This window comes from Pseudomonas sp. FSL R10-0399 (assembly GCF_009600165.1).
Lineage (GTDB): Bacteria > Pseudomonadota > Gammaproteobacteria > Pseudomonadales > Pseudomonadaceae > Aquipseudomonas > Aquipseudomonas helleri.
Map to the genome: position 1 here is coordinate 15,849 of NZ_WIWK01000026.1, position 23,233 is coordinate 39,081.

The 23,233-nt window shown below is 59.3% G+C and carries 23 protein-coding genes; 9 read left to right on the plus strand and 14 right to left on the minus strand.

Features of this window, described 5'->3' with window-relative positions:
* Positions 1-77 precede the first annotated feature (77 nt).
* Together GHO41_RS10085 and cbpA are read right to left on the minus strand one after the other, a co-directional pair.
* Positions 78-383, minus strand: coding sequence for a chaperone modulator CbpM (locus tag GHO41_RS10085; protein WP_153328457.1), 306 nt, complete (start codon positions 381-383; stop codon positions 78-80).
* Positions 384-385: 2 nt separating this feature from the next.
* Positions 386-1,297, minus strand: coding sequence for a curved DNA-binding protein (cbpA, locus tag GHO41_RS10090; RefSeq protein ID WP_153433476.1), 912 nt, complete (start codon positions 1,295-1,297; stop codon positions 386-388).
* A 279-nt stretch (positions 1,298-1,576) separates the two neighbouring features.
* Here cbpA and GHO41_RS10095 point away from each other — a divergent pair, with 279 nt between their 5' ends.
* Entirely contained in the window at positions 1,577-2,842 is a 1,266-nt protein-coding gene (locus GHO41_RS10095; RefSeq protein WP_153433477.1) for an Hsp70 family protein, read from the plus strand.
* An 88-nt stretch (positions 2,843-2,930) separates the two neighbouring features.
* On the opposite strand, the gene GHO41_RS10100 is transcribed toward GHO41_RS10095, so the two are convergent.
* The 3 genes from GHO41_RS10100 to GHO41_RS10110 form a co-directional block, all read right to left on the minus strand.
* Positions 2,931-3,941 carry an AI-2E family transporter gene (locus tag GHO41_RS10100; protein WP_048366553.1) on the minus strand — a complete coding sequence of 337 codons (1,011 nt, stop codon included), beginning with the start codon at positions 3,939-3,941 and terminating at the stop codon, positions 2,931-2,933.
* Positions 3,942-4,136: 195 nt separating this feature from the next.
* Positions 4,137-4,424, minus strand: a complete 288-nt coding sequence (locus tag GHO41_RS10105) for a PsiF family protein (protein WP_048366554.1) — start codon at positions 4,422-4,424, stop codon at positions 4,137-4,139.
* An 85-nt stretch (positions 4,425-4,509) separates the two neighbouring features.
* Complete coding sequence (locus GHO41_RS10110) at positions 4,510-5,295, minus strand: helix-turn-helix domain-containing protein (RefSeq protein ID WP_048366555.1); 786 nt, start codon at positions 5,293-5,295, stop codon at positions 4,510-4,512.
* 97 nt (positions 5,296-5,392) lie between these two features.
* On the opposite strand from GHO41_RS10110, the gene GHO41_RS10115 reads away from it, so the two are divergent.
* Both GHO41_RS10115 and GHO41_RS10120 read left to right on the plus strand, forming a co-directional pair.
* The gene (locus tag GHO41_RS10115) at positions 5,393-6,286 is read left to right on the plus strand and encodes a DMT family transporter (RefSeq protein ID WP_153433478.1); all 894 of its coding nucleotides are present in this window, start codon (positions 5,393-5,395) and stop codon (positions 6,284-6,286) included.
* Positions 6,287-6,372: 86 nt separating this feature from the next.
* The gene (locus GHO41_RS10120; RefSeq protein ID WP_048366557.1) at positions 6,373-6,903 is read left to right on the plus strand and encodes a bacterioferritin; all 531 of its coding nucleotides are present in this window, start codon (positions 6,373-6,375) and stop codon (positions 6,901-6,903) included.
* A gap of 118 nt (positions 6,904-7,021) precedes the next feature.
* Here GHO41_RS10120 and GHO41_RS10125 read toward each other — a convergent pair whose 3' ends face one another.
* Positions 7,022-9,088: an AsmA family protein gene (locus GHO41_RS10125; RefSeq protein ID WP_048366558.1), complete on the minus strand. Its 2,067-nt coding sequence runs from the start codon at positions 9,086-9,088 to the stop codon at positions 7,022-7,024.
* 293 nt (positions 9,089-9,381) lie between these two features.
* On the opposite strand from GHO41_RS10125, the gene GHO41_RS10130 reads away from it, so the two are divergent.
* From GHO41_RS10130 to GHO41_RS10155, 6 genes are all read left to right on the plus strand, one after another.
* Positions 9,382-9,654, plus strand: a complete 273-nt coding sequence (locus GHO41_RS10130; RefSeq protein WP_048385314.1) for a hypothetical protein — start codon at positions 9,382-9,384, stop codon at positions 9,652-9,654.
* A gap of 178 nt (positions 9,655-9,832) precedes the next feature.
* Positions 9,833-10,465, plus strand: coding sequence for a TetR family transcriptional regulator (locus tag GHO41_RS10135; RefSeq protein WP_048366560.1), 633 nt, complete (start codon positions 9,833-9,835; stop codon positions 10,463-10,465).
* Between the two features lie 159 nt (positions 10,466-10,624).
* The gene (ureE, locus tag GHO41_RS10140) at positions 10,625-11,125 is read left to right on the plus strand and encodes an urease accessory protein UreE (protein ID WP_048366561.1); all 501 of its coding nucleotides are present in this window, start codon (positions 10,625-10,627) and stop codon (positions 11,123-11,125) included.
* Positions 11,122-11,796 (plus strand): urease accessory protein UreF, encoded by a 675-nt coding sequence (locus tag GHO41_RS10145; protein WP_048366562.1) that lies wholly within the window; start codon positions 11,122-11,124, stop codon positions 11,794-11,796. Before ureE ends, GHO41_RS10145 begins: the two co-directional genes overlap by 4 nt.
* A 9-nt stretch (positions 11,797-11,805) precedes the next feature.
* On the plus strand, positions 11,806-12,417 hold the full coding sequence (ureG, locus tag GHO41_RS10150; protein WP_153328463.1) for an urease accessory protein UreG: 612 nt from the start codon (positions 11,806-11,808) through the stop codon (positions 12,415-12,417).
* Positions 12,418-12,551: 134 nt separating this feature from the next.
* Positions 12,552-13,685, plus strand: a complete 1,134-nt coding sequence (locus GHO41_RS10155) for an AGE family epimerase/isomerase (RefSeq protein ID WP_153433479.1) — start codon at positions 12,552-12,554, stop codon at positions 13,683-13,685.
* A 119-nt stretch (positions 13,686-13,804) separates the two neighbouring features.
* Here the strand turns inward: GHO41_RS10155 and GHO41_RS10160 are convergent, their stop codons facing one another.
* The 8 genes from GHO41_RS10160 to GHO41_RS10195 all read right to left on the minus strand — a co-directional run bounded on the left by GHO41_RS10160 (position 13,805) and on the right by GHO41_RS10195 (position 23,226).
* The gene (locus tag GHO41_RS10160) at positions 13,805-14,710 is read right to left on the minus strand and encodes a cation diffusion facilitator family transporter (RefSeq protein ID WP_048366565.1); all 906 of its coding nucleotides are present in this window, start codon (positions 14,708-14,710) and stop codon (positions 13,805-13,807) included.
* A 69-nt stretch (positions 14,711-14,779) separates the two neighbouring features.
* Positions 14,780-15,547, minus strand: a complete 768-nt coding sequence (locus tag GHO41_RS10165) for an SDR family oxidoreductase (RefSeq protein WP_153331846.1) — start codon at positions 15,545-15,547, stop codon at positions 14,780-14,782.
* Between the two features lie 756 nt (positions 15,548-16,303).
* Positions 16,304-17,020, minus strand: coding sequence for an ABC transporter ATP-binding protein (locus tag GHO41_RS10170; RefSeq protein ID WP_048366567.1), 717 nt, complete (start codon positions 17,018-17,020; stop codon positions 16,304-16,306).
* Complete coding sequence (locus GHO41_RS10175; protein WP_048385402.1) at positions 17,017-17,892, minus strand: ATP-binding cassette domain-containing protein; 876 nt, start codon at positions 17,890-17,892, stop codon at positions 17,017-17,019. Before GHO41_RS10175 ends, GHO41_RS10170 begins: the two co-directional genes overlap by 4 nt.
* Positions 17,893-17,903: 11 nt before the next feature.
* Positions 17,904-19,187 carry a high-affinity branched-chain amino acid ABC transporter permease LivM gene (livM, locus tag GHO41_RS10180; protein WP_153335000.1) on the minus strand — a complete coding sequence of 428 codons (1,284 nt, stop codon included), beginning with the start codon at positions 19,185-19,187 and terminating at the stop codon, positions 17,904-17,906.
* A 2-nt stretch (positions 19,188-19,189) separates the two neighbouring features.
* Complete coding sequence (locus tag GHO41_RS10185; RefSeq protein WP_048366569.1) at positions 19,190-20,104, minus strand: branched-chain amino acid ABC transporter permease; 915 nt, start codon at positions 20,102-20,104, stop codon at positions 19,190-19,192.
* A gap of 339 nt (positions 20,105-20,443) precedes the next feature.
* On the minus strand, positions 20,444-21,580 hold the full coding sequence (locus GHO41_RS10190) for a branched-chain amino acid ABC transporter substrate-binding protein (RefSeq protein WP_048366570.1): 1,137 nt from the start codon (positions 21,578-21,580) through the stop codon (positions 20,444-20,446).
* Between the two features lie 362 nt (positions 21,581-21,942).
* Positions 21,943-23,226, minus strand: coding sequence for an FAD-binding oxidoreductase (locus tag GHO41_RS10195; protein ID WP_153433480.1), 1,284 nt, complete (start codon positions 23,224-23,226; stop codon positions 21,943-21,945).
* Positions 23,227-23,233: the final 7 nt, after the last annotated feature.

Here is a 23,233-nt window from a genome sequence, read left to right on the forward strand (position 1 = left end):
CATCACGTTAACGAGCCGCTTACCGGTGCTAGCGGTACTTATGTATTCCCGGCGACAGAGCGTGGAACCCTGTGCGATCAATCCACCGCAAAACGCGCCAGCCGATGCTTGAGCCGCTGGTTCTCGACGCGCAACTGCTTGACCTCATCAATGAGTTCCAGCGCCAGCGCCACCCCTTCCCACTCAATCTCCAGGTCCTGGTGCAGCTTGGCCGCACGCCTTGCAATAGACAGCTCATAGTCGGCAAAACGCCACACGTCTGGCGTGTGGCCCTGAGGTTCGATAATTCCGTGTTCGACAATCTCTATCACGTAAGTGGCCGGGATATTGGCCTCTTCGCAGAACCTTTCCATGTCCAGCTGAACGATCAGGGTGCTGCTCATGATCAATTACTCCATTGGGCTCTCGGGTCGAATGCTGCTTTGTCGGCGAGTTCTTGCCACAGGGCTTTGGCCGCCTCATCACTTTCTTTAGGCATGACCACTTTCAATTGGGCGTACAAATCGCCGCGCTGGCCTTTTTTGTCTGCCAGGCCGTGGCCCTTGATGCGCAAACGTTGACCGCACTGGCTGTCCGGACGAACGGTCAGGTTCAGCTTGCTGGTCAAGGTCGGCACTTGCACCTTGGTGCCCAACGCGGCTTCCCACGGTGCCACCGGCACGGTGATGACCAGGTCGTGGCCTTCTACGTCGAACTTGGGGTGCGGCGCAAAACGAATGATCAGGTATAGATCACCATTGGCCCCGCCGCCCACACCCGGGCCGCCTTGGCCTTTAAGGCGAATGCGCTCGCCGTCGGTCACACCGGCCGGGATTTTGACGTTGAGGGTCTTGTTCACGCCGCCGATCTGGAAGCTGATGGGCTTCGATTCGCCGGACAGGGTTTCTTCAAGGAAAATCGGCAATTCCATTTCAACATCCTGCCCACGACGGCCCGCACTGCGGCCAGATTGCCCACCAAAGCCGCCGCCGCGCGATCCGAAGATCGAGCTGAAGAAGTCTGAAAAATCGCCTTGATCCTCGAAGCCACCGCCCGCGTGGCCTTGCCAGCCCGGTGGCCCCTGGAAGGGCTGACCATGCTGGCCGTATTTACGCATTTCATCGTATTCGGCGCGTTTATCGGCGCTTTTCAGCGCTTCATACGCCTCATTGACGTCCTTGAATTTCTCCTCGGCGTCTTTTTCCTTGCTCACATCCGGGTGATATTTGCGCGCCAGCTTGCGATAGGCGGTCTTGATCGCCTTGTCGTCAGCCGTGGGCTCGACACCCAGGATCTTGTAATAGTCTTTGAAGTCCATGTAAGGCTCACCATCCGTTATCAAAATCGCGCCGCACAATGCCCCAGAATGCTCTGGTCGACCGGTCTGTCTATTGACCGGTCTCAATCTTGTGACTGGACAGCGCAGCAAAAGTTTATCGGCAGCCCAATGGCTACCACGCCAATGTCTGAGAGTTTGGGGGTGAAGGATAGTCTTTCAAGTGGATTAAAACCTGCGAATTAACGATTCGTCGCGCTTCGATTCTTTGAGCGACTGGCATACACTGCGCGGCCGTTTTTTAACCGGAACTTGAAAGACATGAAAAGCGCCTCTCCAGCCCGTGCCTGCGGCATCGACTTCGGCACCTCCAACTCCACTGTCGGCTGGCTGCGCCCCGGCGTGGAAACCCTCATTGCGCTGGAGGACGACAAGATCACCCTGCCCTCAGTGGTGTTCTTCAATATTGAAGAACGCCGCCCGGTGTATGGCCGTCTGGCGCTGCATGAGTACCTGGAAGGCTACGAAGGCCGCCTGATGCGCTCGCTCAAAAGCCTGCTGGGTTCCAAGCTGATCAAGCACGACACCAGCGTGTTGGGCACGGCCATGCCGTTCAAGGACCTGCTGGGGCTGTTTATCGGCCAGCTTAAAAAACGCGCCGAAACTGCCGCCGGTCGGGAGTTTGAAGAGGTGGTGCTGGGCCGCCCGGTGTACTTCGTCGATGAAGACCCGCTGGCCGACCAGGAAGCCGAAAACACCTTGGCCGACGTCGCCCGCGCCATTGGTTTCAAGGAAGTCTCGTTCCAGTACGAACCGATTGCGGCCGCTTTCGACTACGAGTCGACCATCGAGCGCGAAGAGCTGGTGCTTATCGTCGACATCGGCGGCGGTACTTCTGACTTCTCGCTGGTGCGTTTGTCGCCCGAGCGTCGCGGCCTGGACAACCGCCAGGACGACATTCTGGCCACCGGCGGTGTGCACGTGGGCGGTACAGACTTTGATAAACAGCTGAGCCTGCAAGGCGTGATGCCGTTGTTCGGCTACGGCAGCCGCATGAAAAGCGGCGCCTACATGCCCACCAGTCACCACATGAACCTGGCGACCTGGCACACCATCAACTCGGTGTACTCGCAAAAATCCCAGCTGGCGCTGGGCAGCATGCGCTACGACATCGAAGACACCGGCGGCATCGACCGCCTGTTCAAGTTGATCGAACAACGCGCGGGCCACTGGTTAGCGATGGAAATCGAAGAAACCAAAATCGAACTGACCCACAGCGACAGCCGCCATGTGCCGCTGGACCGAGTTGAAGCCGGCCTGAGCGTAGACCTGAGCCGGGCGCTGTTCGAAGCCGCCATCGACAACCAGCTAGAACGCATCCGCAACAGCGTGACGCAATTGCTGAGCAATGCCGGTGTGAGTGTTGAGCAAGTCAACACCGTGTTCTTCACCGGCGGTTCGAGCGGCATTCCGGCCTTGCGCCAGAGCGTCTCGGCCATGCTGCCCAATGCACGCCATGTAGAAGGCAACATCTTCGGCAGCATCGGCAGCGGTTTGGCGATTGAGGCTAAAAAGCGTTACGGCTAATTGAGCCTTCAAAACTGTAGGAGCGAGCTTGCCTCGCGATCTGTTCTAAGATCAAAAGATCGCGAGACAAGCTCGCTCCTACACAGATTCAGACAAGCTCCATCTGCTTGAGCTCGCTCTTCAGATACGCGTAGTAGATCGGCCCGGCCACCACGCCGGGCAGGCCGAAGGCGGCTTCAAACACCAGCATCGCCAGCAACAGCTCCCACGATTTGGCACTGATCTGCCCGCCGACGATTTTGGCGTTCAAAAAGTATTCCAGCTTGTGGATAACAATCAGGTACGCCAACGCGCCCACCGCCACCCAGATCGACAGCGACAAGCCGACGATGGTGATCAGGGTGTTGGAGATCAGGTTGCCGATCACAGGCAACAACCCCAGCAAAAAGGTCAGCACGATCAGGGTTTTGGTCAGCGGCAGGTGAACGCCAAACATCGGCAATACCAGCGCCAGAAAAATCCCGGTAAACACCGTGTTGAGCAGGGCGATTTTGATCTGTGCAAAAACGATGTTGCGAAACGCTTGCACCAGCAGGTGCAGACGGTCGAACAGTGCGGCTGCCAGCGGCTTGCGGCGGCTGACGTCGGGGATGCGCTGCAAGGCCATGATCGCCCCCAGCACCATGCCGATCAGCAAGGTCACGAACATGTGCGCCGCGTCTTTGCCCACCAGTTGCAGTTCGCTCAGGTGTTTGTTCATCCAGTCGCCAATGGCGACCCGAAACTCAGCCGCGCTGGCAGGCAGATAACCGTCCAGAAACGGCGGCAATTGCCCGCGTGCCCGGTCGACCACCACCATGAACTTGTTCAGCGAGGCGCCGGGGTTTTCCGCTTCATGCAGCAAAAAGCTGATGGCACCGGCAAAGATCAACGCCAAAAAGCTGACCACCAGCGTGCCCAGCAAGGCCACCGCCAGCCAGCGCGCACGGCGCCCGGCAATCAGGCGTTGCAGTTGCGGGGTAAGCATGTTGACCAGTTCGAACACCAGCAAACCCGCGAGCAGGCTGGGCAACAGGCGCAACGGAAAGACCAGTAACAGACTGCCAGCGATGATGATGTAACTGGCGAACAAAATGTGACGCTGAGAAAACGATGGCATACAGCCTCAAAACAAGCAGCGCAAAAAGGATGGGCAGTCTGCCAGCCTTCAGCGGGGATCACTACAAAATGTGACTGACGGAAACTTGCTGTTGTTCCCTGTGGGAGCGGGCTTGCTCGCGATACAAACGCTACGTTCTTTCAGTAACACTGCGCCGTCCCAATCGCGAGCAAGCCCGCTCCCACAAGATGCCAATTATTTTTTCTTCAGGCAGTCACTCATAAAGGCTTTGCGCGCATCGCCCTTGAGGGCTTGGGTGGTGGCGGTGGCGTTGCAGTTTTTCATGCGCTCTTGCGGGGTCGTGGCCGCAGGGGTGGCCTTGAGGCAGTTGCTCATAAACGCTTTGCGCTCATCGCCCTTGAGGGCTTTGGCGCTGGCGTCAGCGTTGCAGGTGGTCATTTTGTTTTGTTGAGCGGTGTCAGCAAAACTGTGCGAACACAGCAGTAAACCCATCAGCAGCAGAGGAACACGCAGCATCTTCATGGAGTTTTCTCCTTATGGCCGCACCGGGTGGCAGCGACGTTCATCACAGTGTAGACAAACTCTGTTACAGCTACCGACGACGTGCTTAACGCGGTCGTAACTGCCGTCGATACTGCTCTGGCGAGCACCCGGCCTGGCGCTGAAACATCGCGATAAACGCCGAGGAGGTGCTGTAACCCAGGTCAAATCCGACGTCTTGCACGCTGCGGGTGGACTCCAGCGCCTCAATCGCGGCCAGAAAGCGCAGGCGCTGACGCCACTCCCCAAAGCTCATGGCCAGTTCACGCACAAACAAGCGCGCCAGGGTGCGTTCGCTGACATGCGCCTGCTCTGCCCATTCGCCCAGCGGCCGGTTATCGCCGGGCTGGGCCTGCAAGGCTTCGAGCACCCGTTGTAACCCCGGATGGCTGGCATAGGGCAAATAACACTGGTGCACCGGGGCTTGTTGCAGTTGGTCCACCAGCACTTGGGCCAGACGGATATCCGCTTCGGTCTGCGGGATGTGAATGTCGCGGCGGGCAAAGTCGCTGAGGATGCTTTTGAGAATATCGCTGATGGCCAGCGTCACCGGCTCGCGCGGCAATTGTTCGCACAGCACGGCATCCAGATACACCGAGCGGTAAACAATCGCATGGGAGTTGTAGGAACTATGCTCGGTATTGGGCGGCACCCACAGTGCGTACTGCGGCGGCGACATAAAGCGCCGCCCGCCGACCTCGTAGCGCATGACGCCGTTGGACACATAACCCAGCGACCCCCAACTGTGCAGGTGGGGCGTGGAATGGCTGTCGGCATCAAACTCGGCATACCGAAAGTACACCGGCGCAGGCAGTTGCTCGAACTCGGGAACACAAATCAATTTTTTGCGCATGCTGTCTGGATTCAAGCGGAGGTTGGCTGGATCGCAGTATAGGCGTGCAGACAGACAAGCGGATAATTGCCGCTTACTCACCCTGTGGTTGTTTCTGATGCAATACGCTTTCCCGCTGCTGGCCATTTTGATCTGGGCTGGCAATACCGTCGTCAACAAATTGGCCGTCGGGGCGATCTTCCCGTCCGAGATCGGCTTTTACCGCTGGTTGCTGGCCGGACTGCTGTTTACCCCGTTCATGCTCAAGCCAGTAATCGCCAACTGGTCGGTGATCCGCCCCAACCTGGGCAAGATTTTTATCCTCGGCGTGCTCGGCATGGCGGTTTACCAGAGCCTGGCGTACTTCGCCGCTGCGCTCACTTCGGCCACCAACATGGGCATCATCCTCTCGTTAATGCCGCTGATGGTGCTGACCATGTCGATCATCAGCCTGGGCCAGCGCCTGACCCGTGGCGCGCTGGTGGGCGCCGTCCTGTCGTTTGTCGGGGTGTTGGTGGTGGTGTCGAGCGGCAGTTTGAGCGTGCTGCTTGCCCACGGCCTGAACCTGGGCGACGCGATGATGCTGGTCGCCACTTTGGCGTATGCGATTTACAGCACCCTGCTGAAAAAATGGCAGTTGCGCCTGCCGCCGTTGCAGATGCTCTACCTGCAAGTGCTGGTGGCCATTGTGGTGTTGTTTCCGATGTACCTGCTGTCGCCCAAAATGGGCCCCAGCGTGCACAACATCGGCCTGGTGATGTACGCCTGCATCCTCGCCTCGATGCTCGCGCCGCTGGCCTGGATGAAGGCCGTGGCTACCCTCGGCCCGAGCCGCACGTCGCTGTTTTTCAACTTGCTGCCTCTGATTACGGCGCTGATTGCGGCGGTCGTGCTCAAGGAGCAACTGCATATCTTCCACCTGATCGGCGGCGCGTTGACCCTGGCCGGGGTGATTTTGTCTGAGCGCTGGACGACACCGCTGGGTAAATCCAGACCGGTTGAAAATAGATAAAACTTTCTCGGCGCGCTGAACTCACAACTAACGAACCGACCTCGCCAACAGAGCGAAGCGGCCACCGGATTAGTGAGGAGATAGAAATGACCGAGATCCATCTGACCGATAAAAACACCCTGCGCGACCGCGCTCGCAAAAATGTCGAAGACGGTGCCGTCACCGAGGGCTACCACGCCAACCGCGAAGAAATCCTGCGGCTGCTCAACGAATCCCTGGCCACTGAACTGGTGTGCGTGCTGCGTTACAAACGCCACTACTTCATGGCCAACGGGTTGAAGGCCAGCGTGGCTGCCGACGAGTTTCTGGAGCACGCCAACCAGGAAATGGAACACGCCGACAAACTGGCCGAGCGCATTGTGCAACTGGGCGGCGAGCCTGAGTTCAACCCGGACCTGCTGTCCAAAAACGCACATGCGCAGTACGTGGCGGGCAAGACCCTGAAAGAAATGGTCTACGAAGACTTGGTCGCTGAACGGATTGCGGTCGACAGCTACCGTGAAATCATCCAGTACATCGGCGACAAAGACCCGACCACACGCCGGATCTTTGAAGACATCCTGGCGCAAGAGGAAGAACACGCCGACGACATGGCGGATATTCTGCAAGACCTGTAAGCATCACCCAACTGGTGGGAGCGGGCTTGCTCGCGATGGCATCGACACGGTGATTAAGTGACACCGCATCGACCCCATCGCGAGCAAGCCCGCTCCCACAGTGCTGTCTGAGGGTCGCTTACTTCACCGTTTTCGGCACTTTGCCCTGCTGCATTTGTTGCAGCAGCGGCGCGCATTGGTTAGGTACGTCACCGCTCGGGGCGACCAGCGCCAGCAGCCCCGCCGCCGGGCCGGCAATCACGCCCAACGCCACCATCCCCGCACCGCGCAACAGCAAAGGCACCGCCTCGACCCCGGCATCCGGATGCGCAAAGGTGCCGCGCACGTACAACGGTGAGCGCAGCGAGAACACACGGAAGCCCTTGGATTCCGGGGTGATCTTGAGGTCCAGCCGTTCGGTGGCGAAGTTGGCCGTGCCGTCGATGTAGATGATTGCGTTCTGGGTGTCGAACACGAACAACCGGGACGTGGCCAGGCCATCCTTGATCCCGAAATCAGCCGCCGCGCAATTGATCTTCACGTCCTTGTCGCCAAAGATTTTGCCCACCACATAATTACCGACGTTCAATCCGGCGATTTCCATGAGGCTGCGACTGATGGCGCCGTCATTGATCAGCATTTTCAAATTGCCATTGGCCGTACCCAGCAAGCGAGCGACCGAGTTGCCGGTGCCGGAAATCGAGGCATCGCCGTTCAGTTCACCAAAACTGGTTTTCATCGGCTCAAAGGTCGGGAACAGCTGTTTGAGCTTGAAGTTGCGCGCCGTCAGCTTGGCCCGGCCTTGCAACGGGGTGTCGCGGCCGTTGAGGTTGATTTGCGCATCCAGCTTGCCGCCGGCCACGCCGAAACGCAGCGGCTCCAGCTTCAGCACACCGTCAGTGAGCACCACGTGGGTGTACAGGTCGGTGAACGGCAGGTCGGCACTCTGGACAATCCGCTTGCCGGTGAATTCGACATCGGCGTCCATGTCGCGCCAGCGCTCGGTGCGGAACTCTTCGACCGGCAGCACTTTGTCCGCAGGCTGCTTGCTCTCGCCGCCGCGGGCCTTTTGTTTGTCGTTGGAGTCCGCACCGATCAGCGGCGCCAGGTCGACCATCAGCAGTTGGTTTGAGACCAGTTTGCCGGTGAGTTTGGGCCGTGGCTTGCTCGCCACAAAGCTCAGGTCACCATGAATGTCGCTGCTGCCGATCTTGCCGTTGAAGTTGTCGTACGCGAACGTCGCGCCATTGGCCTCACGCAGCTTGGCGGTGAGATGGCCGTCGGTGGAGTACGGCGGCGAGTCGGGCAAGGTCACGCCGGTAAGCGGGTACAAGTTGCTCAGGCTGCTGCCTGCCAGCTTCAGGCGCAGGTCCAGCGCCCCCAGATCCAGCGGGTCGGTCAGGGTGCCGGCCAGCGCAACTTTGGTGTCGGCAATGCTCACTTGCGCTTGCAGCGGGAACGGCTGGTTGGTGTCACGCAACGCCAACAGGCCACCGATTTTGCCGGTGCCGTGGAGTTTCTGGCCGTGGTACTCGCCGTTGACCTTCAGGGCAAAGGCGTAGTCCTGGGGCACAGCGCCCTTGTCTTGGCTCTTTTTCGCTTCTTTTTCGCCGACGATCTCGCTAAACGGGATCGGTTTGCCCAGCGAGTCGATCAGCACGTCGAGCCGGGTTTTCAGGGTTTGGTCGTTCAGCGACACCTGGCCTTTATCAAAGCCGATTGCGCCAATGTCCACTTTCCAGTTGGAGGGCTCGGCGTCGGGGTCGGCGGCGTCGAACGTGAAGGTCCAGTTTGCCCGGCCATCGGCCAGGCGTTCGAGTTTGGCTTTGGGCTCCTTCAGGTCAATACGCGGGATGGCCACGGTCTGGCTCAACAGTGCCAGCGGTGACAGGCGCAGTTCAACCCGCTTGAGGCTGGCCATTTCGGGGGTTTTTGACCAGTCGGGGTTGCCCAGGGTCAGGTCTTCGGCAATCACATGCGGCCACGGCACCCAGGCACGCCAGCCGCCCTGGCCGTCTTCGCGCAGCCAGCGCACGGCCAGGTTGCCGTTAATGGCAAACGGGCGATGCAGCACCTCGGACACTTTGGCGTTAATGGTCGGCTTGAGGCGGTTCCAGTCGAAGGTAGAAATGATCACCACCAATACGACCACCAGCAGGACAACAATACCGCCTATCCAGGCAAGGGTTTTACGGGTGCGCGTCATGGTGCGGCTCCTTTATGACGACTCAACGTCCTGGTGACTATGAAGGTACGACTGGCAAAGACGGCCCAAGGTTTAATCCAAGGGGTATTTTCGCGGAAAAAAACCCCGACATCGCCTGCACAGGCAGTGTGAGCGTGCATCTGTGTGCCCTCAACTGCGCAGGCTAGAGGCCTTCTCGCGGGAATATCAATTGTGTCGATTATCACCATTGGCCGTATGAACTTTGATATCGAGCCTGCAAGCGTAGCATTGCCTCCATCAACCCTGAGTTGCACTGCTACGGAGCACACACCATGAAACGCCCTGTCTTGTTTAGCCTTTCTCTTTCACTGCTGGCCTTTAACGCGTTCGCCATGCCCGCTGACGAAGAGCCAACCCCAATGGCCCAACCGGCCTCCAGCAGCGTCAGCCAGCCGCTCAATCAGCTCGCTGAAGACGGCGCACAACGCACCCTGGACCAACACAAACGCGTGGCCGAAGATGGCTACGATCGCACCAAAGGCAGCACCTTTGTCGCTGAAGGCGGCGCGGACCGTCTGGCCGAGCGCAATCAGCGTGCAAGCTGAGCATGACCGTGTGGGAGCGGGCTTGCTCGCGATAGCTTCAACGTCGATGCCCCGATAAACCGCAACGCCGCCATCGCGAGCAAGCCCGCTCCCACTGGGTTTGTGCATGTCATCACTACTGCCTTCAAAGCCGATTTGCTAGAGTGCCCGGCTGTACTTGTCTGGAACATCCGCCCCAATGCTGCCTCGCGCCGAACAGAAGCAACAAACCCGCCTCGCGCTGATGGATGCTGCCCGCCACTTGATGGAATCGGGTCGCGGCTTTGGTAGCTTGAGCCTGCGCGAAGTCGCTAAAACCGCGGGCATCGTGCCTACCGGCTTTTATCGCCACTTCAGCGACATGGACCAACTGGGCCTGGCGCTGGTCAGTGAAGTGGGCCAGACCTTTCGCGAAACCATTCGCCTGGTGCGCCATAACGAGCTGTTTATGGGCGGCGTGATCAACGCTTCGGTGCGCATCTTTCTGGATGTCGTAGAGGCCAACCGCTCACAGTTTTTGTTTCTGGCCCGCGAGCAGTATGGCGGCTCACAGCCGGTTCGCCAGGCCATTGGCGCGCTGCGTGAAGACATCACGTCGGACCTGGCGACCGACCTCGGTTCCAAGCCCAAGCTGCAGCACTTGAACCACGCGGCGCTGACGGTGATTGCCGATCTGGTGGTGAAAAGCGTGTTCGCCGCCTTGCCAGACATCATCGACCCTCCGGCCGAGGCGCTGCCCGATTACTTGCAGCCGCAAGCCAAAATCAGCCAGCAACTGCGCTTTATCTTTATCGGGCTCAAGCATTGGCAAGGGCTGGGCAGCACCGAATAACCGCGCGCACTCAATTGGTGCGCACCGCCTGCTTATCCGCACTTTTTTAGAACATCTTCATCTTTCTGCACTGTGTTTGGGCCTACAGTTTGCCGCCTGCCCCAGGTTGGCAAGCACCTTGCTGTGCCTGTTCTATTGTTAATTGCAGGAAGCCTTCCAATGTTGGTGATTCATCGCAAAGTCGAAACCCACCCCGTGTGGAGCGCCGAGCTTCATTTGAATTTCGAAGCCCGCAGCAAAAGTCGCCTGCGCTGCTTTAGCCATGAAGGCGAAGACGTTGGCCTGTTCCTTGAGCGCGGCCAGCCGCCGCTGCGTGACGGTGATTTTCTGCAAGCGCAGGACGGGCGCATCGTGCGCGTGTGCGCCAGCCCCGAAAAACTGCTGCACGTCACCTGCCCCAACGCCTTTGAACTGACCCGCGCCGCTTATCACCTGGGCAACCGCCACGTGGCCTTGCAAGTCGGTGATGGCTGGCTGCGCCTGCTCGACGATTACGTCCTCAAGGCCATGCTCGATCAACTGGGCGCGACCACCGAATCTATTGAAGCACCGTTCCAGCCAGAACATGGCGCCTACGGCGGCGGGCATCACCATTCACGGGCGGGCGAAGAAGACTTCAACTACGCGCCGCGCCTGCATCAGTTTGGTGTGCGTTTGTGAATCCGGCATGGGCGCTATTGCGCCTGGCCAGCCCGCAGTTGCCGATTGGCGGCTACAGCTATTCCCAAGGGCTGGAAATGGCCGTGGACGATGGCCGCGTCAACGACCCGATCACGGCGGCACGGTGGATCCGCGACCAGTTGCTGCTCAACCTTGCGCGCTTTGAAGCCCCGCTGTTGCTGGCCCATTGTCAGGCCGCTGCCGACCAGGACTGGAGCGCCTTGCAGCGTTTTTGCGACGAGCACCGCGCCAGCCGTGAAACCCGCGAGCTGCACCAGGAAAGCCGGCAAATGGGCTACTCGTTGCAGCAATTGCTCAACGGCCTGCCCGAGCTGGACGACCCAGCCCGGCTGTTTCTCGCACAACAACACGAGCCGCATCTGGCCCTTGGCTGGGCATTGGCCGCACGCGCCTGGGGCATCAGCCCGCAAGACGCCCTCGCCGCCTGGCTGTGGAGCTGGCTGGAAAACCAATTGGCGGTGCTGATGAAAACCTTGCCGCTGGGCCAGCAAGCGGCTCAGCGCATGACCAGCGAGTTGTCGCCGACATTGCAGCAAGCCCAGCAGCACGCCAGCTCTCTCGATTTATCCCACTTGGGCAGCGCCGCTTTCGGCCTGTCTTTGGCAAGCATGGCCCACGAGCGCCAGTACAGCCGCCTGTTTCGTTCCTAGGAGAATGTAATGAACACACACCCTTTGCGTGTCGGCATCGGTGGCCCGGTGGGCTCCGGCAAAACGGCGCTGACCCTGGCCCTGTGCCTGGCGCTGCGCGACAAATACAACCTGGCAGTGGTCACCAACGACATTTACACCCGCGAAGACGCTGATTTTCTGGTGCGCAACGAGGCGTTGGCGCCTGAGCGCATCATTGGTGTCGAAACCGGCGGTTGCCCGCACACGGCCATCCGCGAAGACGCCTCGATCAACCTCGAAGCGGTAGACCAGTTGAACCGGCGCTTTCCGGGGCTGGATCTGATTCTGGTGGAATCGGGTGGGGATAACTTGTCCGCCACCTTCAGCCCGGAGCTGTCGGACCTGACCATCTACGTGATCGACGTGTCGGCCGGAGATAAGTTACCGCGCAAGGGCGGGCCGGGGATCTGCAAGTCTGACTTGCTGGTGATCAACAAAATTGACCTCGCGCCGTTGGTAGGTGCGTCGCTGGAGCTGATGAACAGCGACACTACGCGCATGCGCAACGGCAAGCCGTTTGTATTCAGCAACCAGAAGACCGGGCACGGCCTGGACACCATCGTGGCGTTTATCGAGAAACAGGGCCTGCTGGTGTCTTAAACCCTGTGTAGGAGCGAGCTTGCCTCGCGATCTTTTAAACGTTCAAAAGATCGCGAGGCAAGCTCGCTCCTACAGAGTTCAGGCTCACGGTGTATCATGTCGCGCAAACGCCCCAGCCGTGACGACGTCCGCCGATGCCTGATGTAGCCAACTCCGCCTTTTCGCCAGAACTGACCGCAACCTTTGCGGCCGTGCAAGCACATTTCCGTCAGGTCATCGTGCCGCTGTGGCAAGGCCCCGGCTGGAACGCCGAACTGGCACTGCCTTACGAGGCGCTCAGCCCCGCCCATCAACCGCTGCCGCCCCAGCGCTATCGCGCCATGGCCTGTGCACGCCAGTTGTATGTGTTTGCCAGCCTGATCGACGACCCGGCGTTCCCGGACGCCGCCGAGCGTGCTGCGGCGCTGTTCCGTTCGTTGCAGAGCCACTTTCACGATGCCGAACACGGCGGCTGGTTCTACAGCATCGACCCCCACGGCGCGCCGCTGGATCAACGCAAAGACCTGTACACCCACGCCTTCATCATCTTCGCCTGCGCCCATTACTGGGCCAAAGTGCGTGAGCCGCTGGTGGAGTCGGTGCTCAATGCCGCCCTGCAAGTGGTACTGGAGCAGTTCAGCACGGGCAACGGCTTGTACGAAGCCAGCCTTGAGCAAGACTGGTCGTCACTGGGCAGCGGGCCGTTGCAGAACCCGTTGATGCACCTGGCCGAAGCCTTTTTGGCGACGCTGTCGGTGCGCGAAGACCCAACGGTACTGAGCGCCCTGCTGGCACTGACCGACGGCATGCAACAGCACTTTATCGAGCCTGTGCATAACGTGATGCTGGAGAAGCCACGCGGTGCTGTGGATAACTGGTTTGAGCCGGGGCATCAGTTTGAATGGTTGTTCTTGCTGGCCTCGTCGCCGCTGCTGCGCGGCACCGCCCTGCATGGCTCGCTGGACCGCGCGTTTGGCTTTGCCGAGCAAGTCGGTGTAGACCCGCAGACCGGCGCGGTGTGCGGCATGCTGGCACCGGACGGAACCCTGCGTGATGGCACCCAGCGCATCTGGGCTCAGGCCGAGTACTTGCGCGCCCTGACCTTGCGCCCAGAAGGCGCCGAACGTGTGCAGCGCCAATTGCTGGCATTGCAGCAGCGCTTTTTATACACAGGCGGCTGGTACGAGTGCCGCGACGGCCAGGGCAACGTCAACCGCGAAGACATGCCGTCAACCACGCCGTATCACCTGGCCACCTGCTACAGTGGGTTGGCGCAGTACATAAGCTGACACTTCACCCTGTGGGAGCGGGCTTGCTCGCGATGCGGACGACGCGGTTTGTCAGACAGACCACGCTGATTTCATCGCGAGCAAGCCCGCTCCCACATTAAAAGATCATCAAACCCAGGTTACGCAATCCACTTGCGATCCCCGGTAAAGCTGATGGTCAGCCAGCGTGCACTGTCGGCCGTGCCCAGCATCCCCGAGATTTCTTCACGCAGTGCATCCAGGGTCTGCACACCGGCCAGTGGATAACCCGCCGGCAACACAATGTGGATCTCAATAAAACGCGCCCGCCCGTGCTTTTGCACATAGGTTTTGTAGCCTTCAAAACCATGCCGCGCCGAGACGGCTTCGAGCACATCACGTACTTTGTCATCCAGCGCGTCCGGGGCGATGCCCAGTACATCGCGCAAGGCGGGCCGGAGGATTTTAAACGCCGGTGCAAGCATGCTGAGCGCCAGCAAGATCAAGATCGCCGGGTCCACGTACGCCGCCCACTGTGCATAACCTTGCTGCTTGAGCACCAAAGCGGTGACGAAACTTATCAACAGCCCCGCCGACAACATGGCGTCGACCAGCCAACTGATGTTGTCGAACTGGATCAAGGTTGATTTGAGGGTGCGGTTTTTGTGGCGGATCCAGAAGTAGTAGCCGAATTCGACGACGGTAAATACCGCCGCGTAGACGATCACCAGCCCCAGCTCGATATCGCGCCCGCCATTGATGATGCCGAACACGCCGTTGAGAAAGGCGTAGATCGCGATCAACAGCAAAAAGCTGCCTTCGATCAACAGCACCATGGGTTCAAGGTGCCAGAAGCCGAACTGGAAACGCTGGTTACTTTCTTTGGCGATCAGCTGTGCGGTTATCAGCATCAGCACTTTGATGAAGGTCGCGATCAGCGAGAAAAAGCCATCGAACAAGATGGATTGCGACCCCGAAACGAAGCCGGTCACGATGCCGGCAATGGCCACAGCGAACATTAGAACGGTTGATTGTTTGAGCAGTTGCTGCTCACCACGGTTACTCACACAAACTCCTTTCAGCCCGGTTGAATGCGACCTCTTTGGGAGGTCGCGGGTAGGCTGGCAGGCGCCAGTTTACTCCTTGGCGCGGCGCTCGATGGCAAAACCGCTCCACGACTGGGTGACCGGCATCAGTTCCAGACGGTTGATATTGATGTGCGCCGGGGTGTTGAGCACCCAGAAAATCGTCTCGGCAATGTCTTGCGGCTGGATCGGCTCAGCCCCTTGGTAGGTCGCGTCGTAACGCGCCTGGTCACCGGCAAAACGCACCAGCGAGAACTCGCTTTCACACAGGCCTGGCTCAACGTTGCTGACGCGAACGCCGGTGCCCTGCAAATCGCAGCGCAGGTTCAGCGAGAACTGTTTCACGAACGCTTTGGTGCCGCCGTACACGTGGCTGCCCGGGTACGGGTAACTGCCCGCCACGGAACCCAGGTTGACGATACCGGCACCCCGGCCGTAGGCGATCAGGCGCGGCAGCAGCAGGCGGGTGGTGTAGATCAGGCCCTTGATGTTGGTGTCGACCATGGTTTCCCAATCGTCGAGGTCGCACTTGGGCGCCGGGTCTGTGCCCAGGGCCAGACCGGCGTTGTTGATAAGTCCGCGCAGCTTGCTGAACGAAGGCGGCAGGTTGGCAATGGCGTGCTCCATGGCGGCACGATCACGCACGTCCACCACCAGGCCATGCACTTCGGTGTGCTGGGACAGTTCTTCGCACAACGCGTTCAGGCGCTCTTCGCGGCGGCCAGTCAGGACCAGCTTCCAGCCGGCTTGGGCAAATTTGCGCGCACACGCCTCACCAAATCCGGAGGTAGCGCCGGTAATAAACAACGTGGAAGTCATCGTGTTCTCCTTGGCTGGCGGGCTTGGGCCGCCGTTGAAATAAGATCCACAGCAGAATGCCCGGCTCAAGAGTCAGCAGCAAGGCCGAGAATTTGTACAAAAAACAACCAAACCTTTGCAGGCCACGGTCTGTATGGGCTGGCGCTGTTTACACTCATCTTATCCACAGGCCCGCCCACAGTCTTTGGGGGCAACTCGAATGGCGCAAAAGCCTTTGTGCACAAGGCCTGTAGCGCCGCTTGAAGTGTTTTTAACTTGACCTGCACACACCCGGCATGCAAACGCCCCAAAAGAGTGCAGAACCGTTACAGCACAACGATAGCCACAAGCCAGTCATTACGCCGTCTGCCGCGTTCTTTCCAGAGTTTAATCACAGACTTATCCACAGGTTGGTGACAGCATTTTAAAACACCGCATATGCCAATAAACCTGTTGACAAATCACGCAGCACATCCAGCAAAAACCGCTGATCAAAAAACAACCACAGCGCTGAAAGCCTTGTATAACGTGGGCTTCAGCCAACTACTCCCACGTTACCCACAGCCGCCTCCACAGCAAACGGGGACAAGTCAAAATGATGACAAAACAGGGATTTATCGCGTCTATATGTCGCGCTTTAGTAGGGTTGCAATATTGTTTTCCACAATTTGCAGCAACCCCTCCGTAGGAGCTGCCGCAGGCTGCGATCTTTTGCTTTGAAAAAATCAAAAGATCGCAGCCTGCGGCAGCTCCTACGCATGGGGTTATGTGTCTACCTTAATGCCCGCCCAAGTAGGCGTTGCGCACTTCTTCGTTGCTCAGCAGGTCCTTGCCGGTGCCGGTCAGGCGAATTTCGCCGTTGACCATCACGTAGGCGCGGTCGGATAAACGCAGGGCGTGGTTGGCGTTTTGTTCCACCAGAAAGATGGTCATGCCGGTCTTGGCCAGTTCTCGCAAGGTGGCAAAGATCTGTTTCACCACAATCGGCGCCAGCCCCAGGCTCGGTTCATCCAGCAACAGCAACTTGGGTCGGCTCATCAACGCCCGGGCAATGGCGAGCATTTGCTGCTCGCCGCCCGACATGGTCATGGCCCGCTGGGTGCGCCGCTCCTTGAGCCGCGGAAACAGCTCGAACATGCGCTGCATGTCTTCGCTGGCGTGCTTGTCGCCAATGGGGATGGTGCCCATCAGCAGGTTTTCTTCCACGGTCATGTCCGGAAACACGCGCCGCCCTTCTGGCGATTGGGCAATGCCGTTGGAGGCGATGTAGTGCGAGGACTTCTGGGTGATGTCCACGCCCCGGTACAGAATCTGCCCGCCGCTGGCGCGGGGTTGACCAAAGATCGACATCAGCAGCGTCGACTTGCCCGCGCCGTTGGAGCCGATCAGGCTCACGGTTTCGCCCTCTTCGATGTGCAGCGAGACTTTTTTCAGGGCCTGAATCGGCCCGTAGTGCACATCCAGCTCCTTGAGTTCGAGGATCGTGCTCGTCATATCAGCTCCTCTTCATCAGCACCCAGATAGGCTGCAATCACTTTGGGGTCGTTGCGAATCGCTTCCGGCCCGCCCTCGGCGATCACGTTGCCGTGGTCGAGCACCACGATGTGATCAGAAATGCTCATGACCATGCCCATGTCGTGCTCAATCAGGACCACCGTCAGGTCGTGTTCATCGCGCAGCAGGCGAATCATCGCGCTCAAGGCTTCGGTTTCCTGGGGGTTGAGCCCGGCAGCGGGCTCGTCGAGGCAAATGATCTGCGGCCGCGTGCACATGGCCCGGGCGATTTCCAGGCGCCGCTGCTGACCGTACGACAATTCACCGGCCAGCCGGTTGGCGCAGTCGACCAGATCAACCACTTCCAGCCAGTAGAACGCATGGTCGAGGGCATCGCTTTCAGATTTACGATAACCCTTGGTGTTGAGGATGCCCGCCAGCAGGTTGCGGTTGACCCACATGTGCTGCGCCACCAGCAGGTTTTCCAGCACGGACATTTCCTTGAACAGGCGAATGTTCTGGAAGGTACGGGCCAGCCCTGCGCGGTTAACCAAATGGGTGCCACCGAACATTTTGTAGAACAGGCGGCTGGCAAAGGTTTTCGGTGAGACAAAGTCGCTGAGCTTGAACGGCTCGCCCAACAGCTTGATCACGTTAGTGTGGGCGCCACGGGCGGTGATTTCGATCTTGCCGCCGGTGGCTTTGTAAAACCCGGTCAAGCAGTTGAACACCGTGGTTTTGCCCGCGCCATTCGGGCCGATCAAGGCAAAGATCGAGTTACGTTTGACCTTGAGGCTGACGTCACTCAGGGCTTTGATCCCACCAAAGTGCATCATCAGTTTGTCGACCGAGAGCACCACGTCTTTGTCCATCAAAGGCTTGCTCATGGCGCCACTCCTTTACGCGGTGTTACCCCGACACGGCTGATACGGATCAGGCCACGCGGGCGCCAGATCATCATCAGCACCATCAACACGCCGAACAGCAACACGCGGTATTCGGCAAAGCTGCGCAACAGCTCCGGGGCTACGGTCAGGACGAACGCGGCAATCACCACGCCCACCGTCGAGCCCATGCCGCCGAGCACCACAATCGCGAGAATCAGCGCCGACTCAAAGAAGGTAAACGAGGACGGGTTGACGAAGCCTTGGTAACTGGCGAAAAACACCCCGGCCAGGCCTGCGGTCGATGCCCCCAGGGTGAACGCAGAGAGCTTGACCAGCACGTGGTTCAGGCCCATGGCGCGGCAGGCGATTTCGTCTTCGCGCAGTGCTTCCCACGCCCGGCCAATCGGCATGCGGGTCAAGCGGTGCTTGATGTAGAGCACCAGCAGCACCACCAAAAACAGCACGATGTAGATAAACAGGAATTTGACGTTGGGGTTGTAGTCCAACCCGAAGAACTGGTGAAACGGTATCCCGCCCTCTTTGGCCACCCGACCAAATTCCAGGCCCATAAAGGTCGGCGATGGCACCGGCATGCCGTTGGGCCCGCCGGTAAACGACAGCCAGTTGTTGAGCACCAGGCGGATGATTTCACCAAAGCCCAGGGTCACGATGGCCAGGTAGTCGCCGTGCATGCGCAGCACCGGAAACCCGAGAATGCACCCCGCCAGCGCCGCCGCAATCGCCGCCAGCGGCAGCACCGACCAAAAACCCAGCCCCAGGTATTGATAACCCAGCGCCAGACCGTAGGCACCAATGGCGTAGAACGCCACGTAACCGAGGTCGAGCAACCCCGCCAGGCCCACCACGATGTTCAGCCCAAGGCCCAGCAACACGTAGATCAGCCCCAGAATCACCACGGTCAGCACGTATTTATTGGCGAAGAACGGGAACACGATGGCAATCACGATCAGCAGCGGGATGATCCAGCGCAGCCGCGATTTGTAGTCTGGCGGCAACACGTGAACGCCTGAACCAGTGGATTCAAACCCGTGGAGAATCTTCAGGCCGCGGGAGGTTTGCAGGAACAGGCTCAGGGCAAAGCGCCCGACCATCACAATTGCCACCAGCCAGCCGACGCGCGCCGGTTGCAGGTTAAAGCTGTAGCCGTCGAGCACGACCCCCACGATCGGCCCGAACACAATCAGTGAGATCAACCCCGCGAGGATCGAATCGACGACGCTCTTTTTGATATCAATCGGTTTATTAATGGCTGCAGACATACTTACACCTTCGCCACGAGTGGACGACCCAGCAGGCCTTGGGGACGGAAAATCAGAATCACCACCAGCAGTGAGAAGCTGAACACGTCCTTGTAGTCCGAGTTAATCAACCCGGCAAAAAGTGACTCGGATACCCCCAGGATGATCCCGCCGAGCATGGCGCCGGGCAGTGATCCGATCCCGCCGAGTACCGCAGCGGTAAACGCTTTGATGCCAATGATGAAGCCGGCATAAAAGTCGAACGTGCCGTAGTTCATGGTGATCAGTACACCGGCCAGCGCGGCCATGGCGGCGCCGATGACGAACACGTAGGAAATGACCCGGTCGGTGTTGATCCCCAGAATCGAGGCCATTTTGCGGTCTTGTTGCGTGGCCCGGCACATGCGGCCCAGCTTGGTGTACTTGATGATGTAGGTCAGCAAGCCCATGCCGACAAACGCGGCGATCAGGATGAAGACTTTGGTGTAGGTGAGTTGCACAAAGCCGGTGCCGATATCGACGCGCCAGGCGCCGCTCAGCAGCGTCGGTACGCCCTGTTGGCGCGAGCCTTGGGCGATTTGCACGTAGTTTTGCAGGATCAGCGAAATGCCGATGGCGCTGATCAGCGGCGCCAGCCGGGTCGAGTTGCGCAGCGGTTTGTAGGCCACGCGTTCGATCACCCAGCCATACACGCCGGTGACCACCACGGTGAAGATCAGGGTGCCCAACATCAGTAATGGGAAGGATTCGATACCGAAGTACGCCAGCAGAGCCAGACTGATTGCCGCGAGGTAAGCGGAAATCATGTACACCTCGCCGTGGGCGAAGTTGATCATGCCGATGATGCCGTAGACCATTGTGTAGCCGATGGCGATCAGGCCGTAGACAGACCCGAGGGTCAGGCCGTTCAGCAGTTGCTGCAGGAAAATACCGTCCATAACGCAATCTCACGCAGTTGAGCGATTGCGCAAACTCGCGCCCGCCACACCGCCAAAAGCGGCCTGGATGGTTGATGCCGGCCCGTTAACGCGTATCACCTGTGGGAGCGGGCTTGCCCGCGATGGTATCGACGCGGTTCAACACAAAGACCGCATCGCCTGTATCGCTGGCAAGCCAGGCTCCCACAGGTTTTTTGCTGCATTTAAAACAGCGTTCGCTTAACTGACAGGTATTAACCTGGGTGGTGCGGTTTACGCAGCTCCTGGAAAAAAGGCAGGTTGTGCAGACTCATTCCCGCCTGAACGGACGCAAAGCGCCGTTCAAGCGAGCAGCTCATCTCACTTCTGCTGTTCCAACTGGTGGTACTTGCCGTCTTTGTCCCACTGGTAAACCACGTAGTCAGAGACTTTGAGGTCGCCTTTGGCGTCCCACTCTTTCTTGCCCATGACGGTGGCAACAGGGTTGGCCTTGAGCCACTTGGCGGCGTCTTCACCTTTGTTGGATTTGGCGCCATTGAAGGCATCCGCCAGGGCCTGGAGGGAAGCGTAGGCGTACAGGGTGTAGCCTTCTGGCTCTTTGCCAGCTTTACGGAACTCTTCGACCACGGCCTTGCTGTCCGGCAGCAGGCGCGGGTCGGCGCCGAAGGTCATGTACACGCCGTCAACGTACTGCTTGCCGCCTGCGGTGGAGACCAGTTCGTCGGTGACCACGCCATCGTCAGACATGAACTTCACGTCCTTGAGGCCCGCTTCACGCAGTTGACGCACCAGCGGGCCAGCTTCCGGGTGCAGACCGCCGAAATACACGACGTCGGCGCCGGACGCGCGGATTTTGGTGACCAGGGCGCTGAAGTCTTTCTCGCCACGGGTCAGGCCCTCTTCAAGCACCGGCTTGACGCCGCGCTTGGTCAACTGCGCGCTGGTGGCGTCAGCCAGGCCTTTGCCGTAGGTGTCCTTGTCGTTGATGACCGCGACTTTCTTGCCCTTGAGCACATCGACAATGTAGTCCCCGGCCACAATGCCTTGCTGGTCATCACGCCCGCACATGCGGAACACCGCGTCCAGGCCACGCTCAGTCACCTGCGGGTTAGTAGAACCCGGCGTGATCATGATCACGCCCGCGTCGGCGTACACCTCAGACGCCGGAATGGTGTTGGAGGAGCAGAAATGGCCGATCACCCCGGCGACCTTGTCCTGATCGACCAACCGGTTGGCCACCGCCACTGCCTGTTTGGGCTCGCAAGCATCGTCACCGGCCACCAGGACGATTTTCTCGCCGTTGATCCCGCCCTTGGCGTTTATAACCTCAGCCGCCGCTTTCGCCCCGGTCATGTATTGCTCGCCAAATGCCGCGTTGGCGCCGGTCATCGGCCCCGCTACACCGATTTTCACATCGGCCTGAACAAACGAAGAAACGCCCAACGCGGCCGCTACCGCGAGAGCCAGAAAACCTTTCTTGTAGAACGTCTGCGACATGAGGTGGTGCTCCTGAGTTTTTTTAGTTGGCACTGCGACTTCACATAAAGCGCTGAGCAAGGCGCGTGCCATTGGTTTTTTATTCTGGGAAAAGCCGTTGTTTTATTGTTATGTCGACTGTTTCGGGCCCTTTTTCATTGGGCGTGCAACCGTCTAAACCGAGGAAGGTAAAACCGTTTATGTGTTTAAAGCGCCACCAGGCTCAACACACGTTGCAACCGGGTTGCGCTAGCCTTGGCATTCTCCTTGTAACCCATCGCGTCACCGATCTGCACACTCGCGGTGCATCACTGCTACATGGCGCACCACTTGAGGCTAGTCGCTGTTCGCGCAAACGTCGTGCTGGCGATTAAATATCACGCTTAGATAACAATTCTCAGGCATTGGCCAGCGTGATAAAGCGAGAATCCCGCCTCATACAAACAGCTGCGCAAGCCCGCATGCGGCACCGATTGCATGGCCGAAAAAGGAATTGGCAGCGCGTTGGCATCGCCGTGACACAGGTAGTCTGCGAACGCTTTGCCCACCACAGTGCCGGTGGTCACGCCGCGACCGTTATAGCCTGTGACCGCCACTAAACCGGGCGCGGGCTCGAATAAACGCATCAAGTGATCAGGGGTGAAGGCGATGCAGCCGGTCCAGGTGCACTCCCACTCCACGCCTTTCAACGACGGGAAGTAATGCTGTTGCACGCGGTCAGCCCAGGCCTTCAAGAACCAGGCGGGTTTTTGATTGCCGTTGCCCAGGCTGCCGAGCAATAAACGGCCCTCGGCGTCGCGGCGAATGCTGCTGAGCACCTGGCGCGTGTCCCACGACCCTTGGCCGCCGGGCAAGATGCTTTTGGCGCTGTCATCGGTCAGGGGTTTAGAGGCCACCTGGTAGTAGTAACCGGGGAAAAAGTTACGCCGCAGGTCAGTCCATTCGCCTTCGGTGTACGCATTGGAAGCCAGCACCACCTGTTCAGCGCTGACCGCTCCGTGTGCCGTTTGCACCGACCAGTGCGCGCCCTGGCGTTCCAGCCCGGTGACCGGCGAATGATCAAACAGGCGCCCGCCCAGATCACTGCCGGCTTTCGCCAGCCCCGAGGTGTAGGCCATGGGGTTGAGCGTACCGGCGCGGCGGTCGAGCAAGGCGGCGGCAATTTTTTTAGTGCCGGTGGCGGCTTCACAGGCAGAGCCGGTGAGCAGCTCGACCGGCGCGCCACGGCGTTTCCATTGTTGCTCGCGGCTGCGCAAGTCTGCTTCGCCACGGGCGTTGTGGGCCATGTGCAGCGTGCCTTCGCGGCGTAACTGGCAGTCGATGCGGTACTTGTCGACAAGGCTGAACACCAGCGACGGTGCGGCGCCGAGCATGCGATTGAGCTGGCTGCCGACGGCCTCACCAAAACCGGCCTCGATGTCGTCCGGCGGGATCCACATCCCGGCGTTGACCAGCCCGACGTTGCGCCCGGACCCGCCGTGCCCTGTACGGTGGGCCTCAAGCACGCACACGCTTTTGCCTTGTTCGAGCAAATGGATGGCGGCGGACAAACCGGTGATCCCGGCGCCGATGACGCACACATCAACGCTCAATTCGCCCTTAAACGCGGGCGCTTGCGGACGTTGAGGCGTCAGGGTTTCCCATAAGCATTGTTCTTGTAGTGGCATGGGGGGC